The organism is Oscillibacter sp., assembly GCF_040505565.1.
In the GTDB taxonomy this organism is placed as follows: domain Bacteria; phylum Bacillota; class Clostridia; order Oscillospirales; family Oscillospiraceae; genus Oscillibacter.
The window spans coordinates 133,256-153,286 of sequence record NZ_JBEUWZ010000014.1 but is presented as its reverse complement, the minus strand read 5'-3'; the positions used below and the strand labels follow the sequence as shown (position 1 = coordinate 153,286).

The following is a 20,031-nucleotide window of genomic DNA, read 5'->3' as shown; positions in this document are numbered from 1 at the left end:
CTGTCTTTTTACCTCCATCCTCAGTTTTGGGGTTGACTTCTAATAGTTAATCTTTATAAATTGATTTAATCAATCAGCAACAGCTGTCCCCGCAGGAACAGGCTGATTTACTGGTTTTTCCCTCATAGAAAGCTTTCAGATGATCCGTACTCCGCTCTCCCTCTTATATAATAAATCCCTGAATAGCGTTGAAAAAGTAACCCACCAAGATAATGCCCACCGTACAGATTGCGATAAACAGCGCCAGCAGCTTCGGCTTGACCGCCTTGCGGAGCATGATCATCGATGGCAGGGACAATGTGGTAACCGCCATCATGAACGACAAAATGGTGCCAAGCTGCGCCCCTTTGGACAGCAGAGCCTCCGCAATGGGAATCGTACCGAAGATATCGGCATACATCGGGACGCCGACAAGCGTCGCCAGTATAACACCGAACGGATTGCTGCTGCCAAGTACCGCGGACACCCATCCCTCCGGAATCCAGTTGTGGATCATCGCGCCGATTCCCACGCCGATCAGAACATAGGGGAACACCTTTTTAAAGGTGGACAGCATCTGCTCCTTTGCGTAAATCAGCCGGTCCTTCTTTGTCAGGTCCGGCGCTTCGATATCCACGCTGCCGGCATTCAGAATAAAGCTCTCCACATAGTTCTCCATGTGCAGCTTCTCAATAATCGTACCACCGACGACCGCGACGATCAGACCGACGACCACATAGATGATAGCGATCTTTGCGCCAAAAATGCTCATCAGCAACAGCAGCGACCCGAGATCCACCATGGGGGAAGAAATCAGGAACGAAAACGTCACGCCCACCGGAAGCCCCGCGGAGGTGAAGCCAATGAACAGCGGTATGGAGGAGCAGGAACAAAACGGCGTCACCGTCCCCAAAAGTGCCGAAATGCAGTTAGCCCAGAGCCCGTGAAACCGCCCAAGGATCTTTTTGCTTCGCTCCGGCGGGAAATAGCTCTGAATATAGCTGATGAGAAAAATCAAAAAACACAGCAGCACCGTAATCTTTATAACGTCATACAGGAAAAACTGAATACTCCCGACCCAACGATTGCTTAAATCCAGTCCCAGGGCCGTTAAACCGCTTCCAATGACACGGTTCAGCCATTTCATGGCGAGTATCTGATACTGAAAAAAATCCCAAATCGATTTCAGTATTTGCATAAAATAGAAACCTCGCTTTCCATAAACGGACATACAAATCAAACAATTTTGATTTATTGTGGTTTTTAAAAGCCATCGGGCGATGGCTTTTAGGATTTGCAGCAGATATTCTCTTCTGTTTCCGCGTTGGGCGTTGTCAGTTTCTTCAGCAGAGCGCCGGCATAAACGCTGCCCTTCTCGCTGATTTTATAGTGCGTCCATTTTCCCTCCTGCCGGCTTTCCACAATGCCTGACTCCACCAGAATCTTCATGTGATAGGACAGTCCCGATTGCCCCAGGTCCAACTGCTCCAATAAAACGCAGGCGCATTTCTCACCGCCGCGCAGAAGTTCAAGTATTCTCAGGCGCTTTTCATCGCAGAATGCTTTGAACACCTTTGCGTGTTCTTCATAAATTGTTTCCAAAGCATCACCTCATATCAACATTATTTGATATGTCAACAGTATATGCTTCAAATCAATTTTTGTCAATATAAAATATGATTGATAGGTTCATCAGCCGAACACACAGAACTCTCAAGCCATACCATGGGATACAGGCAAAAAACGGAGCGGATCTATTTGTATCGGAAGCTGAGCATAACCATTGAACAGAACGATACCGCCGCCTTCATTTGAGTGAAAGGCGGCGGTATCGTTTATTACGTGATAGACTGTCATGGTCTGCACGGCTAGCCCCGGGAATCAGAAAATATAATCGGCCTCCTTGGCCAGCTTTTTCAGCGCGTCGAGAGAGCTTGGAGGAGGATCTTTTGCCAGGATCTGCGCCTGAATTACTTCAGGAAGGTCATTGAAATATGCCGCCGCACTCGGATCTGGGCCGATATTTGCGTACATGTCGGTATAGGTTAATCCCATTTCATCACCCTTGCATATGGTTTCCCAAAAAGCAATCTATAACCCATCCGATCAGTATCAGTATCTGGAAGTTGCCCCCGGCGGATGCGCCCATGAATTGCCCGTTCCGAAAATTCAAAATGCCAAAGGGGCCGAATTCATGCTGAAACGAATCAGGCGTATAAGCTGAGTCCGACAAGCAGACATCCGTTCATATACGGCAGCTGATTTTCCTTCAGATAGGCAATCAGCTCCTCACTTTCGGCGCCGGGCTGAATGACCGCGCATTGAAACTTCTTTTTACACTCCTGCATCAATGCAAGCCCTTTGGCCGGGTGAATGCACAGGTCAATGACGTCAATTTCCTCCGGAACGTCATTGATCGAGGAAAGCTCCTTGCCGACGGCAAAGACCTTGTACCCCTTTTCCGTGAGGCCCTGCTTGATTTTATAGGCATATTTCTCCGAATTCAGAGTATCTCCCACAACAGCAAAAACACGCTTCTTCATGATCTCCTGTAGTTCCATAAAGCAACCTCCAAATAGTTCTATTTTGCGTTCTCAAGGAAATTCTATCACAGATCCGCCGCATAGCAACAAAAATGAAAAATCACCAGTGGTCAACAGAGCGAACATCCAACTGTGAATCCGAGAACGGCTCCGGAGCAATATCAGACGCCTCCATTTTCTCCAGTATGGTCTGCGCGGCATTTTCGTCCGAGGCTTTCCGATAGTCTTCAAATTGCGTACTCGTCATAAGCTGAACTCCAATTCTCTCCATGTCCGCAAGGTTGGCGTCTTGTATTTCCTGAGTAATTGAGGAGCAGCAATCCTTTAGAATCATCACCTCATAATCCAGCGAAATCGCGTCATACGCGGTTGTTCTGATACAGTTCGGCGTTGCGGTTCCGCAGAGAATCACTGTTTTTACCTGCAGCCTGCGAAGAATCAGATCCAGCTCCGTATGAAAAAACGCGCTGAAGCGCGGCTTGATAATTGTGTAGTCGCCCCGCATGGGCCGAAGGCCCTCCGGGGCCTGGGCGGAACATTTGCCGGTGCTGGAAGGGCCAAGCGGCCGCCCGCCTTCTTCCCAGCGCTTGTAACGGGTATACTCCACATCGGAACCGTCGCTCCGGTAAATCCGCTTTACAAAAAAGACGGGGACGTTCTTCCCCCTTGCACCGTTTACAGCGCGGGTGCAGGCAGGAATCGTTGCTTCGGCCATCGGATTGCACAGGGGGCTTTCTTTGTTAATAAAAGCATTTTCCATGTCAATGACCAGCAGCGCGGACCTTGTTGTGTTTTCTCTCATTCAGGAGCATCCCTTTCCCTCTGTTTTTAATGACAGTATAACAAAAATTGAATTTGCTGGCAAGGTCATTCATCCAAATTCCGGCTTTATGCACCCGGGATGTAATCTTTTGAAAGCGCAAAGCAAGCCGGAGCGTCCTGTTGGTGCTCCGGCTTGTGTGCAGCTGCCGTTTTCAGCAGTTATTTGGAGTAAGCGGTTTTACTTCCCCTTGTTTTGTCTGGACTTTTCGTTTGCTTTCCTCGCTTCTTCCACTGCGGGATCGCCGGGCATACCGGAACCGGAGGAAGGAATGACCGAGTCGCTTGCAAAGCTAGTTGCGGAATTCATCGCGGAATTGGTCGCAAAATTCATTGCGGAATTGGTCGCGGAGTTGGTTGACTTCTTATTTTCCTGACGGGCCTGCTGAAGGGCAGATTCATTCATATCGTTATAGGAGCTTCCGGGCTGCGCGCTTTTTGACGGCCGAGATTTTGCAGTTATTTTCTTTGCTTCTTCCAAACTCTTATCCATAAAAATACCCCTTTCTGAGTCTCTGACTCCGGACTAGTTTATCCAGAATTCCGGGCTTTTATAGAGGAAAAGAAATCCACATTGGTGGATGTCCGAACTGAGAGTTTTACGTTCACTTCCGTTTGTTTGGAATTATAAAATTTTTCATTTTTTAATGCTCCGGGATTTTGTTGGAAGGCGGCAGACAGACGCCGTCTCCGCACACATAATAGGTAGTTGCTCCGTTAAGCAGCGGATGAGCGGAGTTCTTCGTCACCTTGAAGATCCAGTCAGATTTAATTTTGATTTTGTTCAGATCAGAGCATTCTTTTAAGACGCAGACGATCTCGGTAGTCGGGAGCATGGAGTAGAGGTAAAAGCTATTTCCGGGAGGGTACCCGGCCGAGGAAGCATTCATAAACGCCTCCTGCTTTTTTAAAACAGTATAAAATGCGTCTGCGTTTGTTAGAGCATATAGCCTCGTCAGATTATATACCATCACGGAATTGCCGGATGGCATTGCGCCATCATAGGTTTCTTTTGGATTGAAAATAAGTTTTTCATTACTCTTCCCGGAGAAGAAAAATCCGCCGTCTTCCTGATCAAAATATTCTGAAATCGCCTTGCTTTGCAAACTTTGCGCCCTTGCTAGAAATACAGGGTCCTGTGTGGCCTGGTGCAGACAGATCAGCGCGTAAATATAAAAGGCATAGTCATCCAAAAGGCCGACGCTTCCGCGCACTCCGCTTGTAACGCCGGAGAACACGGTGTCGCCGTCCGTCAGCTCCCGATCCATAAAACCCACGGTCTTCAAAGCGATATCAAGGTACGCCTGCGTCCCGAGTATCCTGTAGGCGTTGGCATAAGCTGCAAGTGCCAGTGCGTTCCAAGAGGTCAGTATTTTGTGGTCCGTCCGAAGGGAAGTTTTGGATTTGCGGTATTCGTATACCTTTGGCAGGAACTCATCCATCGAAGAATCAATTTTGCCGTTATTGATCAGATTGGGGATATTCCGCCCTTCAAAGTTTCCGTTTTGCGTGATGCCGAAATACGCGTTGAATCGGCGGCCATCCGTTTCGCCCAGAAGCGCAGTCAATTCTTCCGGTTTCAATCCATAATATTTCCCCTCCTCGCCGTCGCTGTCGGCATCCTGTGCGGAGAAGAAGCCTGCGTCGGGACTTCCCAGATCTCGTTTCATATATAGGAGGGTTTTCTCTGCCACAGACCGATAGATTTCTTTGCCGGTCAGCTCAAACGCCATCAGGTAGGCCGTGGCAAGCAGCGCGTTATCATACAGCATTTTTTCAAAGTGCGGGACAAGCCAGAACCGATCGGTGGAGTATCTGGAAAAGCCAAAGCCAATGTGATCGAAGATGCCGCCCCTATACATCTGAATCAGCGTTTTTTCAGCCATATCCGGCTCGGTTTTCAGCAGCAGATATAGGATATGCGGCGTTGGAAATTTCGGAGCCTGTCCAAACCCGCCGAATTCTTCATCAAAGGTTTGCTTCAATGCAGATACCGCCGCATGAATCGGCGCGGTTTGGAGCGTTTGCGAAAAGTTTGTTGGTTGACTAAGAGCTTCCGATATTCTTTTGCCCTGGTTCAGCAAGGCGGATTGATCCTCCGCCCATTTTTCGCTGATTGCCTTCAGTAAATCAAGAAAATAAGCTTTGGGAAAATAGGTTCCGGCAAAAAAGGGCTTTTGATCTGCGGTCATGAAAATGCTTGTAGGCCACCCGCCTCCACCGGTGAATGTCTGACAAACACGCATATAAATATTGTCGATATCCGGCCGTTCTTCCCGGTCCACCTTGATGGAAACAAAGGATTGATTGAGCGCTTCGGCAACGGACGGATCCTCAAAACTTTCCTTGGCCATCACATGGCACCAATGACAGGTTGAATAGCCTATGGACAGAAAGACCGGCTTGTTTTCGCGCTCTGCTTTTTCAAAAGCTTCTTCGCCCCACGGGTACCATTCGACAGGATTATATGCATGCTGGAGAAGGTAGGGTGATTTCTCATTGACCAGTCGATTGGGATTTTCACTGCTGATAATTGTCACTTCTTTCCTTATAACAAGTTTGACTGTTTCAGATAAATTTCCCCAGATGACCAGTTTTTATTCCAAGGGTTTCCAACGCCAGAGTCTCACCGGATGCGGCCGTTTCAGGCCGTTTAAATTCTGCTGTCTGTCGGCATTCCTCTTCCTATAATAAAACGCCCCGCTTGTTATACAGTATATCATACTGTATAACAAGCGGGGCACAGTTTAATTAACTAAAGCGAAATTGGATGGAATGAGTACGTCAATGTGGCAGGCGCAAACAGTGTACCGTGAATTAAATTCTTCCGGTCTCCATAAACGCCGTGCGGTCATAACGCCCGGTCAACAGATAGGGAACGATGGCCTCCGCGTCCAAATGCTCCACCAGATTCAGCTTGTGCACCAGCAGGCTATTGTTGGAATAAGCGCCGCCGACGATGGTATTGATGGGCAGCTCAGCCCACGGGTCATCCGGGGAGGATTGCAGCTTGAGATCGGCGAAGCCCGGTTCCCAGGACTTGTAGTTGTACTCGCACAGGTTTTGCAGCAGCGCGCCGTTCATGAAACGGCTGACGCCGTTTTCATCCGGTTCACGGTCGAAATGAAAGTAGAAACCGCCGCCGAAAACCTGCTTACCTGCTGCGGGGGCCTGATAGAGCGCGTGAGTCAAGGGACTATTATAATGGCCTAGCTCCAGCTTCAAATCCACCAGCTGCGTTCCCCTGCGAGCGACGCCTGCGGTGACGGTAGCTCCGTTGCGGCGGATGACGAACTCCGCCCCCAGCTTCTTGGGAATGGAGCCGTTGTCCCGGCCGCATTGAACGGCCATTTCCGCGCCCGGTCCGCCCAGGACCAGAGAGATGGGGTACAAACCCAAGGACTTGCCGTAGGTGCAGTACACGCCTAGGATTGCCTCGTAGTAGTCGTCGGCAAAGGTGGGTTTGCGGATGTGGCAGACCGACAGCGTCACCACCGGCATGGAAAAGGGCTTCAGCGGCGGTGGCAGAATTCGGGCAATTGCCGCCGGGTCGGTCAGATAGGCCATGTACAGGCCCTCCTGCTCATCCATCAGAGACACCTTGCCAAAATTGGGCAGCTCATCGGCGGGGGTATAAAATGTGGTGACCTTGGGCTGCTTCACAAACAATGAGCGGCCAGCCTCGTAGCCGGTGCGGGTAGCGGGAGCAATGGTGCCGTCTTTCACGGCGCTGCCCACGGCAATAACCTGCAAGCCTTTTCCCTTTAATGCCTCCGCCAGCGCGGTGTCGGGTCTGTATCCCAGAGACACGACCACCGCGTCGGAGGGAATGGTAACAACGGATTTGTCGGCCTGCTTTTCCAGTACCACGCCGTCCGGCTTGATTTCCTGCAGCGCGTGACCGAGCAGGAACTTTGTTCCGTACTTGCTCAGCCGTCCGCATACATCGGCCACATTGGTGTGGTTGGCCAGGGGCGCCACCTGCTCCAGCAGATCGACGATGGTGACCTCTGCTTTGCGGGCAGCCAGATATTCGGCGGTTTCAATGCCGGTGATGCCCGCGCCGACCATGGTTACCTTCTTGCCGGAGAGGTCGGCTTTGCCGGAGAGCACCTGCTCCACGGTGTAGACGTTGGAGCCCGTGATGCCGGGGATTTTTGCAGGGACGACCGACTTGGAGCCGGTGCCGACGATGACGGCATCGGGCTGCATCTCCGCCACCAGATCGGCGGTAGCCTCGGTGTTCAGCCGTACCTCCACGCCCAGCTTCTCAAAGGCGGCGCGGTAGTAGTCCATAACCCACTCCATACGCTCTTTCAGCGGGGGTGCCTTTGCCTGATTGACGGTGCCGCCCAGTGTGGAACCTCTGTCCATCAGTGTCACTTTACAGCCGCGCTCGGCCAGCGTCTTGGCTGCCATCATACCGCTGGGGCCGCCACCGACCACCACCACGCTGTGTCGGGCGGAGTCATAAGGCAGATCCCCATATTTCTTCTCCCGGGCCATCCGGGGATTCAACGCGCACTCGGGTGGAAGCCCAGCGGCGTTCCACTCGTTCAGGCTCTCAAAGCAGCGCAGACAGCTGATGCACTTGCAAAGCTCGTCCTCGCGGCCCTCCTGAACCTTCTTGCCCCACTGTTCATCTGTCAGCCAGCTGCGGCCCATGGAGATGAAGTCCTCCACGCCGTCGGAGAGAAACTGTTCCGCAACGGCAGGCTCACGAATAACAGACACGCCAATGACGGGGATTTTGACATGATCCTTCACAGCCTTGATCAGGTCGCGCCGCCAGCCCTGCTGGAACGAAATCGGCTCGATGCAGGTCATGCCGGTTTCATACAGACCCACGGATACATCCAGGAAATCGATACCGATCTGCTCCAGCGTCATGGCGATCTTCACGCCGTCAGAAATGTGAATGTAATCCTCGGTGACGCCGGTTTTATCCAGAAATTCCTCTACAGTCAGCCGCACGCCGATGGGAAAATCAGCTCCGCATTTTTCCCGGATACCGGAAATGATCTCGGCAACGATACGCAGGCGGTTTTCAAAGCTGCCCCCGTATTCGTCGGTGCGCTTGTTGGTATAGGGAGACAGAAACTGCTGGAGCAGATACCCGTGGGCGGCGTGGAGCTCCACGCCGTCGCAGCCCGCCTTTTGCACGCGGACAGCACCGTCGATGAACTGGCCGACCAGTTCCCTGACCTCCTGCGTCGTCAATGCGCGGGTGGGCTGATTGAGCAGCTTGCAGGGAATGTCGGAGGCGGAGACCACCGGCGCTCCGCCCAGCAGAGCGGACACCGTTTCACGACCGGGGTGGTGCAGCTGAATGAACAACTTGCTGCCGTGCTTGTGGACGGCGGTGGCCAAACGGCTCAGCGGCGCAATGTGACGGTCGCTGGTCACGGACAGCTGGCGCATCAATCCGGGGCCGTGGACATCATTCACCCGGGTAATCTCAGGGATGATCAGACCCGCGCCGCCGATCGCCCGTGCCTCATAATAGGCGATCATTTCATCGCTTGGCGTACCGTCCAGATTGGCAAGGCCAATGCCCATGGGAGACATAACCAGCCGATTTTTCAGGGTGACCTTGCCTATTTGCCCTGAAGAAAACAGTTTTTCGTACATCATCATCGTTCCTTTACATTTCAGTTAAAAAATGGTATAGCCGCCGTCAACCGCCAGCGCCGCACCCTGTATATAGGAGGAATCGTCGGAAGCCAGGAACAAAATGGCCTTTGCCACCTCCTCCGGCTGACCGGGACGGCCTGCGGGACTCATCTTGATCTTCATGTTCAGGGGATGCTGCGGCATTGCCAGCACCCGAGCAATCATTTGGGTATCAATGGGGCCGGGCAGCACGGCGTTGATGTGGATGCCTCCGTGACCGTGATCCAGGGAAACCTGACGGGTCAGGCCCAGCAGGCCGTGTTTGGCGGTGGTATAGGCGATGCCGCCCCGGCCTGCGCCGGTGGAAGCCATTGAGGCTACGTTCACGATGGAACCGCCCCCCGCCTTTTCCATCACGGGGATGACGCGCTTCATGATTTGGAACGGGGCGGTCAGGTTCGTGGCCAGCACCTTGTCCCACTCTTCGTCGGTGATCTGATCCATGTTGGCAAGGCTGCCGCCCACGCCCGCATTATTCACCAGAATGTCGATCCTGCCGTATTTGTCCAACGCAGCCTGCACCAGTGCGTCCAATTCGGTGCCGGAGGTAACGTTGGTCTTTTGGAAGAATGCCTCACCGCCCGCTGCCAGAATTTCAGCCACCACAGCATTGCCCGCCTCCTCGGTGGTACCCACGATGACCACTTTTGCGCCCTCGGCTGCCAGCAGCTTGGCTGTGGCGCAGCCAATCCCCTTGGTAGAACCAGTGACAATTGCGACTTTATCCTGAAGTCTCATAAAACGGTCTCCTTTTCAATTTTTTTGGGTTTGCTTTTCCACATTATAATCAGCCGTCCGGACAAAATGAACGGTTGTACCAAACGAAAAGAAGTTGACGGTTTGTGCATCATGCACTATACTGGTGGTGAGGTGTTGAAAATGTTGTTCACAACGCTGATCAATCAAATATCCGCAGGAAATTCGGTCAAGATTATCCACTCCACAGATTTATTCGATATTAAAGACACTGCCCTGATCGACGGAAGTTGTGCGGAATATCGTAATTCTACGCTTTATTTTGGATACTTTGAACAACTTTCAGACGGTAAATTACCGCCTCAGTGCGTTCTGGCGCGGACTCCCGCCAGCGAGGCACTGAAAAACAGTTCCTCCAGTCTGGCTCTGGTGGATTGCGGAGAGCTGTTTTTGGCAGTCAATGCCGCTAAGACTGCTGTGGATGAATCCCGTGAATCGGGTTTTTACGGGGAACTGATGGACTGCGCCGCCCGCTCCGGCAATCTGGAACCGGTGGTCAATCTGGCGGCATCCAAGCTGGGGAACTCCGTGGTACTGCTGGATACGGATTACAAGGTGCTGGTCCACTCCACCATTTACACCATCGACGACCCACTCTGGGCGCAAAATATCGCGCAGGGCTATTGCAGCTATGAATTTGTTAACGCGGTTCAAAAACTGGACTCCGTGAAGAACGCGCAGCCCACTTCCGACCCTGTGGTGGTCACCTGCTACGCCTCGCCGCTGCGCAAGTTGTCCAGTAAAATTTTCATCCATGAAAAACTGGTTGGAATTGTGCTGATGCTGGAAAAAGAGACACCTATCTCCACGGCGCATATGCTTCTGCTGCCCGTCATCAGCGCTGCGGTGGGGGATGTCATTGCCCGCTATGCGCCGTATATGATTCCCGGCAACACCGCCTATCAAAAACTGCTCTATGATTTACTGATTGGGGCGCCTCCCTCGCAGATTGCCCCCCAGTGCGTGGGGCTGCAATTCTCACCCCATCTTTGCGCCCTCTGCATTCGTCAGGCCCGTTACCTGGGGCAAAGGCATTTAAAGGAAGACGTGGCGGCGAAGCTGGTGTACCGCCTGCCCCAGACCCGGTTTACCTTCCACGAAAACGGTATTGCCGCGCTGGTTCCGCTGGGCGACGCGCTGGAACTGCCGGTGGAACAGCGACAGATTTTAGAGGACCTGGCCAGCGGGGAATACCTGCGCATTGGCGTTTCCAATACATTTTTTTCACCGGAAAATTTCGCAAAGCGCTATGTTCAGGCCAGGCGCGCACTGGATTTATCCGGGCAGCTGCAGCGTCCCGATACGGTTTGCTATTATGCAGACTACTCCTTTTACGACCTGTTGGACAGCTATGGAAGCCCTGAAACTCTGGGGCTTTTTTGCCATCCTGCGCTGTCGGTTTTAAGCCGTTATGACCATGACAACGGCATGAACCTTTATCACACGTTGGAAGCCTATCTGCAATGTGATTGCAGTGTGAAAGACACTGCGCAGAAGCTGTTTATTCACCGCAATACTCTCAATTACCGCCTAGAGCGCATTCAAGCTCTGACTCAAATCGACCTCGGCAACAGCAACCTGCGGTTTCTTCTGGCTATGTCCTATCGAATTGACCATTTTACCGGCCGGGATTTTTAAGTTAAACATACCGCAGAGGACCGTCTATTACGACGGTCCTCTACGGTTCCGGGTCAGTTAATTCTGGCAGGCTGTTGTGCTTGGTTCCGGCATACAGGCCTTTTGCCGTATGAATCAGCATGTAGCCGTCAAAATCAACGCCGTGAATGTGGGAGGAGACACAACTCCCCACAAGCCCCTCGCGCAGGCAAACGCAACGGTCAGGGCTGATGCATTTTTTTCTGATTATATTGGCACAGACACTGTAATCGCAGTCGTGGGCGTTGTACGCAAACCAGCTCTCGCTTATACCGCTGCGACGAGGTGTAAAGCCGGGGATCAGTTGCATTTCAAATTCACTGTTTGCGTATTTGGTGATACGCTGAATTGTGCAGTCATAATTCTCAATCCTCTCATTGTGTTTTCATTCAGTCAATCTTCCTATATCCAGAAGTAAAAAAGAGCGGTTATGTTCTCGTATAAAAACGAAGAACGTAACCGCTCCTAATTTGTTTGATTTACTTTTGTTTGATCTGTCCATTACGAGATGTCATCTGTAGAAGGGGCAAAAAGTCGAGGCCAAAAATGCTTGTTTTTTCGATTTTACTCATTTTCCGCTTCAAAACACAATATCCTGTGGTCAAACTCCTCGATTTTCACTTATCACCACAATACGTCATCAATACTACCGTCTCAACATGGCAAGTGCCCGGGAACAGATCGGCGGCGACGGCGCGCTCCGCCTGATAGCCAAGCTCCCCGAACCGCTTCAGGTCCCGGGCAAGCGTGGCGGGGTCGCAGGAAACGTATACCACCCGCTTCGGCTCCATGGCCGCAACGCTGCCAATCACCTCCGACGTCAGACCCTTCCGGGGCGGGTCCACGCAGATTACTTCAGATCGCAGACCGTCCCGTTCCAGCTTCGCCGCAATATCCGACGCGTCGCCGCAAAAAAACTCCGCGTTCCGAATACCGTTCCGCGCGGCGTTCTCTTTTGCGTTTTCAATGGCCTCCGGCACAATCTCCGCGCCGATCACTCGTTTTGCTCTTTCGGACATGGCCAGCGTAATGGTCCCCGCACCACAGTACAGATCCAATACCGTCTCCGTCCCCGTCAGCTCCGCGAACTCCACAGCCTTGCGGTACAGCGCCTCTGCCTGTTCCCGGTTCACCTGATAGAACGACGGTACGGACAGCTTGAACTGCAGGCCGCACAGCTCGTCCATCAGGAAATCCTGTCCCCAGAGCGTGCGGTATCGGTCGCCCAGAATCACGTTATCCCGACGGGTGTTGCTGCTGAGCACCACACCCACGGTCTGCGGCGCAGCGGCTAGAATCATAGCGGCCAGCTCCGGCTCCCGGGGTGCGATTTTTCCGTTGAAGACCACGCAGCAAAGGCTTTCACCTTTGCGGTTGATCCGCACGTAAACATGGCGCACCAGCCCCTTCCCCGTTTTCTCGTCATAGCCCGGGACGCCGTACTTTTTCATCCACGCGCCCACACCCCCGGCACTGGCATCGGCGGCTGGCGCGCAGATCTGACAGTGCTCCACCGGAATGACCTGATGGCTCCGCTGGCGGTAGAATCCCACCGCGCCGTCAGATCCCACCGGGTACTGCGCCTTGTTGCGGTAGTGGAGCGGGTCCTTCGCACCCAGAATCTCCTCCACCTGCAAGTTAAGTCCCCCAATGCGCTCCAGCGCATCCTGCACCTTCTGCTTCTTGGCCCGCAGCTCCTCCGCATAGCTCATATGCCGGTAAGCACAGCCGCCGCATCGGCCAAAATAGGGGCAGTCCGGCTCCACCCGCTCTGACGAGGGCGCCGCAATGCACTCGATCTCCCCGGCATAGCAGGACTTCATCACCTTCGTAATGCGCAGTTTCACCGTTTCGCCGCGGACGGCGCGGGGTGCGAATACCACCGCGCCGTTGATTCGGACAATACCAAGGCCCTCGCTGGAGTAGCCCTCCACCGTTCCGATATAGAAATGATTCAGTAATAAACGTTCCATAACTGTATCCTTATTTAAAGAATGCCGTCCGTCGGGGGCGGGGCAGGCGCCTTACACATCCCACTTCTCCAGCACTTTTTTCAGCTGGTCCGCGAAATTTGCCAGACTCTTGTTGTCCCGCTTTTTTGCCCGCTTGATGGCTTCCACCACCAGCTGGCCCACGGCCACCAGGCGCTCGTACGCCGAGGAAACTTTCGTCCCCTCCACAACCTTCGCCTTGCGTTCGGGAAGATAGCCCGTCTGCAGCTGCTGGCAGGAGACCAGATCGTAAACCTCTGTATACTGGGGCGCGTGGGCTGTAAAGCCCATGCCCTGGATGGTCTGGGCAAAGAAGGGAGCCACTTCCCGGTCTCCGTGGACCACGAACACATGCTGGGGCTTCGGCTCTTTGATATCGGAGATCCAGCTTAGCAGATGATCCCGGTCGGCGTGGGAAGAAAGGCCGGTGTAATTGACAATTTTGGCCCGGACGGTGATTTCCTCGCCGAACATTTTGACGCTCTCCGCGCCGTTGAGCAATAAGCGGCCCAAGGTCCCCTCGCCCTGATAGCCCACGAAGGCCACGGTGCACTCCGGGCGCCAGAGGTTGTGCTTGAGATGGTGGCGGATACGGCCAGCGTCGCACATACCGGAGGCGGAGATAATGACCTTGGGCGTGCGGTCTTCATTCAGGGCACGGGACTCATCCACCGTCTCGGTCATACGGAGATTCGTGAAATTGAACATATTTGTGCCGTCGGCCACCAGCTTCAGCGCGCCCTCGTCCAGATATCCGTGGAGGTTACCAGTAAAGATCTGAGTGGCCTGTTTGGCAAGGGGAGAGTCAATGTAGACCGGGAAATCCGGGTTGGACTTCACCATCTTTCTATCCTTGATCTCCCGAATGAAGTACAAAAGCTCCTGCGTACGGCCCACCGCAAAGGAAGGGATCACCACGTTGCCGCCACGGGCCATGGTCTCGTCGATGATCTTGGCCAGATCGTCCGTATAGCTCCAGACCTCCGTGTGGTTCCGGTCGCCGTAGGTGGACTCCATCACTACATAGTCCGCCCCGTGGAAGTGAACGGGGTCCCGGATGATGGGCTGATCCACATTGCCGATATCGCCAGAGAAAACGATGGTCTTCTCCACGCCGCCCTCGTTCAGGTCCATCCAAATGGAGGCGGAACCCAGCAAATGCCCGGCATCCGAAAATTTTACCCGTACGCCCTCGCACAGGTTGATTTCTTCATCGTACTCGCAGGTCTTCAGGTACTCCGCCACCTTCTGAGCATCCTCAATGGTGTACAGCGGCTCCACCGGCGCGCGCCCTGCACGCTCGCCCTTGCGGTTCTTCCACTCGGCGTCCTGCTCCTGAATGTGAGCGGAGTCCAGCAGCATAATGCGCATCAGGTCCGCGGTGAGACGGGTGGTGAGGATTTCACCGTGGAATCCCTGGCGGATCAGCTTGGGAATGCGGCCGGAGTGGTCGATATGAGCATGGGTCACCAATACGTAATCCACGCCTGCGGGGTTGAATGGAAATTCCTCGTTGGATATCTCATCCCGTCCCTGCTGTAAGCCGCAGTCCACAAGGATGGTTTTGCCGTTGATCTCCAGGCAATGGCAACTGCCGGTGACGCACTGATCGGCGCCGAAAAAGCTGAGCTTCATGGAATATCCTCCTGTATTCTTTTATTTATGATCCGCCCGTGGGTCTTCCGGCCGGGCGGCAGGTTCTCCTTGGCAGGGTACGCGCTGTCAGCGGTTCAGGATTTCCGCCTGCAGCCCCGCCAGCACATCCAGGGTCTTTTCGTTGAGCTCTGGGTCAAAGCTCGCGGTGAGCTTTGCGTCCACCACAATGCGGGCCTGCGGGTAGCGGCTTTGAAGCACCGCCGCGTTGCTGACCACACAGATATTGGATACCAGCCCGCAAAGCTCGATGCGCTCCGCCTTCTTTGGCAGCGCCGCAAGCACCGCCGGGTCGCCGGTATCCATGCCGAACGCGGCCTTGTCAATACCCACCGCGCCCACTTCTTCCAATGCTTTTGCGGTTTCACCATAGTTCTCCCAGCCGGGTGTGTCCCTCACACAGTGGACCACGGGAAGGGACCTTCCCTCCCGGGTATTGAGGTAATCGGCCGCATGGGTATCCCGGGTAAACCAGACGCGACCCGGGCCGTACTCCCGAACCCGCGCGGCGATGGCCCCGTCCAACTTTTCCGCGCCGGAGAAGCCCAGCGCCCCGTCCACGAAATCCTTTTGGTAATCGATGACAAACAAGCAGTCCATATCGGTATCCGTCCTTCTTTCCGCCTACGGCGGGTCTGCTGTGTCTTTTTATGATTGTACCATTAAATTCTAAAATGTACAATTGAAAAAATCCCGCGCAGGCGGATGTACAATGCCCCTCCGCTGGACCGAGCGGGGCCCGACTTCCAGCAGTTTTTTTACAAACGATGGTTCTGCCGGAAATACTTTACATTTTTTGTTGAAAACAGATAAATTTTCAGGTGAAATTGACAATCGCGTGTCAAGCCGCTACAATTATTTCATCTCAAAGTTCCGAATATCACATGGTTTCATGGTTTCAAGGAACTTTGAGATAAACTATTTGGGAGGTTCTTTACATGAAAAAGTTGTTTGCGCTTGCTCTTGCACTGGCCATGGCGCTCTCTCTGGCAGCCTGCGGGAGCAGTCCCGCGGCATCCTCTTCCGCCGCCGCTTCCGGCTCTGCCGCGGCGTCCGGCTCCGCTGCGAGCGGAAAGGTGTACAACGTGTGCAACCTGGTAAACGGCAATCTAGGCGACAAGTCCTTCTTCGACTCCGCGGAGGCGGGTCTGGAAAAGCTGAAAGCCGACGGCCGCATCACCCTGAACACCATTGAGATGGGCGGCACCGACGAGGACCAGCCCACCTGGCTGTCCACCTTGTACGAGGTTTCCGACTCCGGCGAGTACGACCTGATCGTCTGCGGTACCTATCAGATGCCCGAATATCTGAACGAGGTGGCCGCCAAGTATCCCGACCAGAAATACCTGATCTACGATTCCGAGTCCAGTCAGCCCAATGTGGTAAACATCAACTATAAGCAAAATGACCTGGGTTACCTGATGGGCGTGTTCGCGGCCTGCATGACCACCGACACCAGCGTTGCCAACATCAACGAGGAACCGGTGCTGGGCTTCGTCGGCGGCGTTGACAGCCCCGTCATCAATGACTTCCTGTACGGTTTTATTCTGGGTGCCCAGAGTATCAACCCCGACGTCAAAGTTGACACCCGTTACACCAACGACTATGTGGACACCGCCATCGCCAAGGAATACGGCCTGTCCATGATCAACGACAACAAGTGCGACATCATCTGGGGCGTAGCCGGCAATTCCGGCAACGGCGCCGCCGAGGCCGCTCTGGAGACCGGCAAGGCCTGGTTCCTGGGCGTGGACTCCGATCAGGAGCTGACGCTCTCCTCCGATCTTGCCGCCATCACCCTGACCTCCGGCCTTAAGAACATTGGCAACTCCCTGATCTGGTTCTTCGATCAGTGGGATGCCGGTGAGGATCTGTTCGGCCAGAACATCCTGCTGGGCATCCCCGAGGGCGGCGTCGGCCTCGTCACCGATAAAAACTTCTCGACCTATGCCTCCGATAAAACGAAGGCCGCCGTGGAAGCCGCGCAGCAGAACATCATCAACGGCTCCGTTACCGTGCCTTCCGCCATTGATGACAACGACGGGGCTATTGCCCTGCGCGAATCCGTCCGTCCGTAAACTTCCCGCTTCTTTGCAAAGAGGGGGCTTTTGCCCCCTCTTTGCCACTCCCGACCAGGCGTTTTGGAAGCGGTGAGCCGCTCCCAGAACGCGTGGTCGGGAAGCCGCCCCGTCGCGGCCTGCCCGAAAACCGCAAACTACAAAAAACACAGGAGGGGGAATCCCATATATGGCAGAGGAATACGTCGTCCAAATGAAGGGGATTACAAAAGTATACCCCAACGGTATTGCCGCCAATCAGGATGTCGATCTGAACATCCGCAAAGGAGAGATACACGCGCTGATGGGAGAAAACGGCGCGGGAAAATCCACACTGATGAAAATGCTGTTTGGCCTGGAACAGCCCACTAGCGGCGAAATTTGGATCAACGGCGAGAAGGTCGCTCTCACCTCCCCCACCGTCGCCATCGCCACGGGCATCGGCATGGTCCACCAGCACTTTATGCTGGTGCCCAGCTTAACCGTGGCGGAGAACATGGTGCTGGGGATGGTTCCCAAGAAATCCGGATTGTTGATCGACAGCGGAAGTGCTATTGAGATTACAAGGAAATACTCGGAGAAATTCAATCTCCATGTGGACCCCACCGCCCGGGTCTGCGACATCCCGGTGGGGATGAAGCAGAAAGTGGAAATTCTGAAAGCTCTGGTTCGGGGTGCAAAGATCCTGATTCTGGACGAGCCCACCGCCGTTTTGACCACGCAGGAAACTACGGAGCTCTTTAAGGAGCTGATGAGCCTGAAAGAGCAGGGATATACCATTATTTTCATCTCCCACAAGCTGGCGGAGATCATGCAGATTACCGACCGCATGACCATCCTGCGGGGCGGAAAATCCATGGGCGTCTATGAGACAAAGGACGAAAGCCCCGAGAAAATTTCCCGGCTGATGGTGGGGCGTGACGTGGTTTTGAAGGTGGAGAAGGGAAAGGCTCAACCCACCGACACGGTGCTGCGGGTCCGGGACCTGGAATACATCAACGAGTGGGGCAAGAAAATGCTGGACAAGGTGTCCTTTGACCTGCGCAAAGGCGAAATTCTGGGGGTGGCCGGCGTAGAGGGCAACGGGCAGAAGGAGCTGGTGGACATGCTGTTCCATCTGAACCAGCCCAACGCCGGATCTGTGGAGGTCAACGGTACCAGCGTTCTGGGACTGTCCCAGCGGAAAATTCGGAGTGAGGGCGTGGCTCTGGTGCCGGAGGACCGAATGCTCTATGGCATCGCGGAGGGCGGAACCATCGAAGAAAACCTGATCTCCGACCGAAGCGGCTCGAAACGGCTGAACAGAGGGCCTCTCTTTGACATGAAGGCCATTCATGCCGAGTGCGACCGGCTGATCAAGGACTATACCGTCCTGTGCAAGTCCGGGGCCCAGAAGGTAAAAATGCTCTCGGGCGGCAACATTCAAAAGGTGGTGGTGGCCCGGGAGTTTTCCAACAATCCAAAGCTCATTATCGCCGACCAGCCCACCCGCGGCATTGATGTGGGCGCCACGGAGTTCATCCGCCGGAAGCTGGTGGAACTTTCCCGTTCGGGCGTCGCGGTGCTGCTGGTATCCGCAGATCTGAATGAGGTCATGGAGCTGTCCGACAGTCTGATTGTCATGTACGGCGGACGGATCTCCGCCTATTTCGAGGATACGGCGGACCTCAGCGACGATTTGATGGGCGAATACATGCTGGGCCTGAAGCAGCAGGCCCCCGAAGAGGTTGGGAGGGTCTGTCATGAATAAGAAGCAAAGCCTGCTCTTCAGCCTGGTCCGTGGTACCGCGGCGATTCTGATCGCTCTGCTGGTAACCACGCTGCTGATTTTTATCTGCGCGGACGCGCCGGACGGCGCGTCCCTCGGCGCGGCCATATCCGCCAAGCTCACCCAGACGGGCGGCGCTCTGCACCAGCTGCTGATCGGCCCGGCCTTCCGATCCAACGGCAGCATCAGCGCCAAGAACCTCTCCGACATTCTGGCAGCCATGATCCCCACCATTTTCACGGGTCTTGCCACCTGCGTCATGTTCTCCGCCAATCAATTCAATCTGGGCGCGGAGGGTGGCATCATGCTGGGCGCCTTTGTGGGCGCGCTGGGCGCCATCTATCTGAGACTGCCCGCGGGCATTCTGCCGGTGGTTTGCGTGCTGATCGCGGCGGCGGCGGTGGGCGCCATGATGCTTATCCCCGCCGTGCTGAAAGCAAAGCTGGGCGTCAGCGAGATGGTAAACTCCCTGATGCTGAACTACGTGGTGATGTACTTCATCAAATACCTGCTGAACACTCATCTGGCGGACAAGAGCAAGGGTCAGGTCCAGTCCTATCCCTTTCAGGCAGACGCCGCCATTCCCCAGTTGGTAGACAATGGGTCCAAGCTCTCCTGGGGCTTTATCGTGGCGCTGGTCTTCGTGGTGCTGACCGCGCTTTTCATGTACCGCACCCGCTGGGGCTATGCCATCCGCATGATCGGCATCAATCAGGACTTTGCCATGTACTCCGGTATGAAGGTGGGCGGCATTGTGATTTTGTCTCAGGTGCTGGGCGGCGTTCTGGCCGGTATGGGCGGCGGTATCGAAATGCTTGGCCGCTACACCGCTTTTTCCTGGAGTGCCTTGCCCGGATACGGCTGGACGGGCATCACCGTAGCGATTCTGGCCGGAAACAACCCGGCGTTCGTGCCCTTTGCGGCATTCTTTATGGCGTATCTGGACAAGGGCTGCAACCTGATGTCTACATACTCCGGCATTCCCGCCCAACTGATTGACATCATTCAGGCGCTGATCTTCCTGTTCTTTGCGGCGGAGCAGTTCCTGTCCCGCTATCGGCAGAAGCTGGTGGTCCGGAACACGCAGGCGGAGCTGAAGAGCAAAGCCGCGCAGACGGAAGGGAGCGTGAAGTAAG

At 54.3% G+C, this 20,031-nt stretch carries 16 protein-coding genes; 5 read left to right on the top strand and 11 right to left on the bottom strand.

The window, feature by feature from the left end; genetic code table 11:
* Positions 1 to 163 precede the first annotated feature (163 nt).
* The 5 genes from ABWQ15_RS08195 to ABWQ15_RS08175 all read right to left on the bottom strand — a co-directional run bounded on the left by ABWQ15_RS08195 (position 164) and on the right by ABWQ15_RS08175 (position 3,324).
* Positions 164 to 1,177 carry a permease gene (locus ABWQ15_RS08195; protein WP_353908275.1) on the bottom strand — a complete coding sequence of 338 codons (1,014 nt, stop codon included), beginning with the start codon at positions 1,175 to 1,177 and terminating at the stop codon, positions 164 to 166.
* A gap of 89 nt (positions 1,178 to 1,266) precedes the next feature.
* Positions 1,267 to 1,581 carry an ArsR/SmtB family transcription factor gene (locus ABWQ15_RS08190; protein ID WP_353908274.1) on the bottom strand — a complete coding sequence of 105 codons (315 nt, stop codon included), beginning with the start codon at positions 1,579 to 1,581 and terminating at the stop codon, positions 1,267 to 1,269.
* 279 nt (positions 1,582 to 1,860) lie between these two features.
* A complete protein-coding gene (locus tag ABWQ15_RS08185; protein ID WP_353908273.1) occupies positions 1,861 to 2,034 on the bottom strand; it encodes a hypothetical protein in 174 nt (57 codons plus the stop codon).
* 152 nt (positions 2,035 to 2,186) lie between these two features.
* Positions 2,187 to 2,540 (bottom strand): CoA-binding protein, encoded by a 354-nt coding sequence (locus tag ABWQ15_RS08180; RefSeq protein ID WP_353908272.1) that lies wholly within the window; start codon positions 2,538 to 2,540, stop codon positions 2,187 to 2,189.
* A gap of 82 nt (positions 2,541 to 2,622) precedes the next feature.
* Positions 2,623 to 3,324, bottom strand: a complete 702-nt coding sequence (locus ABWQ15_RS08175; RefSeq protein ID WP_353908271.1) for a cysteine hydrolase family protein — start codon at positions 3,322 to 3,324, stop codon at positions 2,623 to 2,625.
* Here ABWQ15_RS08175 and ABWQ15_RS08170 point away from each other — a divergent pair.
* Positions 3,311 to 3,718 carry a hypothetical protein gene (locus ABWQ15_RS08170; protein WP_353908270.1) on the top strand — a complete coding sequence of 136 codons (408 nt, stop codon included), beginning with the start codon at positions 3,311 to 3,313 and terminating at the stop codon, positions 3,716 to 3,718. The two genes, ABWQ15_RS08175 and ABWQ15_RS08170, sit on opposite strands and share 14 nt — an antisense overlap.
* Before the next feature lie 267 nt (positions 3,719 to 3,985).
* On the opposite strand, the gene ABWQ15_RS08165 is transcribed toward ABWQ15_RS08170, so the two are convergent.
* The 3 genes from ABWQ15_RS08165 to ABWQ15_RS08155 all read right to left on the bottom strand — a co-directional run bounded on the left by ABWQ15_RS08165 (position 3,986) and on the right by ABWQ15_RS08155 (position 9,752).
* Positions 3,986 to 5,881, bottom strand: coding sequence for a thioredoxin domain-containing protein (locus tag ABWQ15_RS08165; RefSeq protein WP_353908269.1), 1,896 nt, complete (start codon positions 5,879 to 5,881; stop codon positions 3,986 to 3,988).
* 277 nt (positions 5,882 to 6,158) lie between these two features.
* Positions 6,159 to 8,972: an oxidoreductase gene (locus tag ABWQ15_RS08160; RefSeq protein WP_353908268.1), complete on the bottom strand. Its 2,814-nt coding sequence runs from the start codon at positions 8,970 to 8,972 to the stop codon at positions 6,159 to 6,161.
* A gap of 24 nt (positions 8,973 to 8,996) precedes the next feature.
* Positions 8,997 to 9,752 (bottom strand): SDR family NAD(P)-dependent oxidoreductase, encoded by a 756-nt coding sequence (locus ABWQ15_RS08155; RefSeq protein ID WP_353908267.1) that lies wholly within the window; start codon positions 9,750 to 9,752, stop codon positions 8,997 to 8,999.
* Positions 9,753 to 9,893: 141 nt separating this feature from the next.
* Here ABWQ15_RS08155 and ABWQ15_RS08150 point away from each other — a divergent pair, with 141 nt between their 5' ends.
* On the top strand, positions 9,894 to 11,408 hold the full coding sequence (locus tag ABWQ15_RS08150) for a PucR family transcriptional regulator (protein ID WP_353908266.1): 1,515 nt from the start codon (positions 9,894 to 9,896) through the stop codon (positions 11,406 to 11,408).
* A 635-nt stretch (positions 11,409 to 12,043) separates the two neighbouring features.
* Here the strand turns inward: ABWQ15_RS08150 and rlmD are convergent.
* The 3 genes from rlmD to ABWQ15_RS08135 all read right to left on the bottom strand — a co-directional run bounded on the left by rlmD (position 12,044) and on the right by ABWQ15_RS08135 (position 15,670).
* On the bottom strand, positions 12,044 to 13,399 hold the full coding sequence (gene rlmD / locus ABWQ15_RS08145) for a 23S rRNA (uracil(1939)-C(5))-methyltransferase RlmD (RefSeq protein ID WP_353908265.1): 1,356 nt from the start codon (positions 13,397 to 13,399) through the stop codon (positions 12,044 to 12,046).
* Between the two features lie 51 nt (positions 13,400 to 13,450).
* The gene (locus ABWQ15_RS08140; protein WP_353908264.1) at positions 13,451 to 15,052 is read right to left on the bottom strand and encodes an MBL fold metallo-hydrolase RNA specificity domain-containing protein; all 1,602 of its coding nucleotides are present in this window, start codon (positions 15,050 to 15,052) and stop codon (positions 13,451 to 13,453) included.
* An 87-nt stretch (positions 15,053 to 15,139) separates the two neighbouring features.
* A complete protein-coding gene (locus ABWQ15_RS08135) occupies positions 15,140 to 15,670 on the bottom strand; it encodes a cysteine hydrolase family protein (RefSeq protein ID WP_353908263.1) in 531 nt (176 codons plus the stop codon).
* Between the two features lie 338 nt (positions 15,671 to 16,008).
* On the opposite strand from ABWQ15_RS08135, the gene ABWQ15_RS08130 reads away from it, so the two are divergent.
* The 3 genes from ABWQ15_RS08130 (at position 16,009) to ABWQ15_RS08120 (ending at position 20,030) form a co-directional block, all read left to right on the top strand.
* A complete protein-coding gene (locus tag ABWQ15_RS08130; protein ID WP_353908262.1) occupies positions 16,009 to 17,148 on the top strand; it encodes a BMP family ABC transporter substrate-binding protein in 1,140 nt (379 codons plus the stop codon).
* Between the two features lie 169 nt (positions 17,149 to 17,317).
* A complete protein-coding gene (locus ABWQ15_RS08125) occupies positions 17,318 to 18,877 on the top strand; it encodes an ABC transporter ATP-binding protein (protein WP_353908261.1) in 1,560 nt (519 codons plus the stop codon).
* Positions 18,870 to 20,030, top strand: coding sequence for an ABC transporter permease (locus ABWQ15_RS08120; protein ID WP_353908260.1), 1,161 nt, complete (start codon positions 18,870 to 18,872; stop codon positions 20,028 to 20,030). The genes ABWQ15_RS08125 and ABWQ15_RS08120 overlap by 8 nt, the downstream gene beginning before the upstream one ends.
* Position 20,031 lies beyond the last annotated feature (1 nt).

Bases quoted from the DNA above. Each gene is read 5' to 3' on its own strand.
- ABWQ15_RS08195 (WP_353908275.1), bottom strand. From the start codon at position 1,177: ATGCAAATACTGAAATCGATTTGGGATTTTTTTCAGTATCAGATACTC.
- ABWQ15_RS08185 (WP_353908273.1), bottom strand. From the start codon at position 2,034: ATGGGATTAACCTATACCGACATGTACGCAAATATCGGCCCAGATCCG.
- ABWQ15_RS08180 (WP_353908272.1), bottom strand. From the start codon at position 2,540: ATGGAACTACAGGAGATCATGAAGAAGCGTGTTTTTGCTGTTGTGGGA.
- ABWQ15_RS08175 (WP_353908271.1), bottom strand. From the start codon at position 3,324: ATGAGAGAAAACACAACAAGGTCCGCGCTGCTGGTCATTGACATGGAA.
- ABWQ15_RS08160 (WP_353908268.1), bottom strand. From the start codon at position 8,972: ATGTACGAAAAACTGTTTTCTTCAGGGCAAATAGGCAAGGTCACCCTG.
- ABWQ15_RS08155 (WP_353908267.1), bottom strand. From the start codon at position 9,752: ATGAGACTTCAGGATAAAGTCGCAATTGTCACTGGTTCTACCAAGGGG.
- ABWQ15_RS08150 (WP_353908266.1), top strand. From the start codon at position 9,894: ATGTTGTTCACAACGCTGATCAATCAAATATCCGCAGGAAATTCGGTC.
- rlmD (WP_353908265.1), bottom strand. From the start codon at position 13,399: ATGGAACGTTTATTACTGAATCATTTCTATATCGGAACGGTGGAGGGC.
- ABWQ15_RS08140 (WP_353908264.1), bottom strand. From the start codon at position 15,052: ATGAAGCTCAGCTTTTTCGGCGCCGATCAGTGCGTCACCGGCAGTTGC.
- ABWQ15_RS08135 (WP_353908263.1), bottom strand. From the start codon at position 15,670: ATGGACTGCTTGTTTGTCATCGATTACCAAAAGGATTTCGTGGACGGG.
- ABWQ15_RS08130 (WP_353908262.1), top strand. From the start codon at position 16,009: ATGAAAAAGTTGTTTGCGCTTGCTCTTGCACTGGCCATGGCGCTCTCT.
- ABWQ15_RS08125 (WP_353908261.1), top strand. From the start codon at position 17,318: ATGGCAGAGGAATACGTCGTCCAAATGAAGGGGATTACAAAAGTATAC.
- ABWQ15_RS08120 (WP_353908260.1), top strand. From the start codon at position 18,870: ATGAATAAGAAGCAAAGCCTGCTCTTCAGCCTGGTCCGTGGTACCGCG.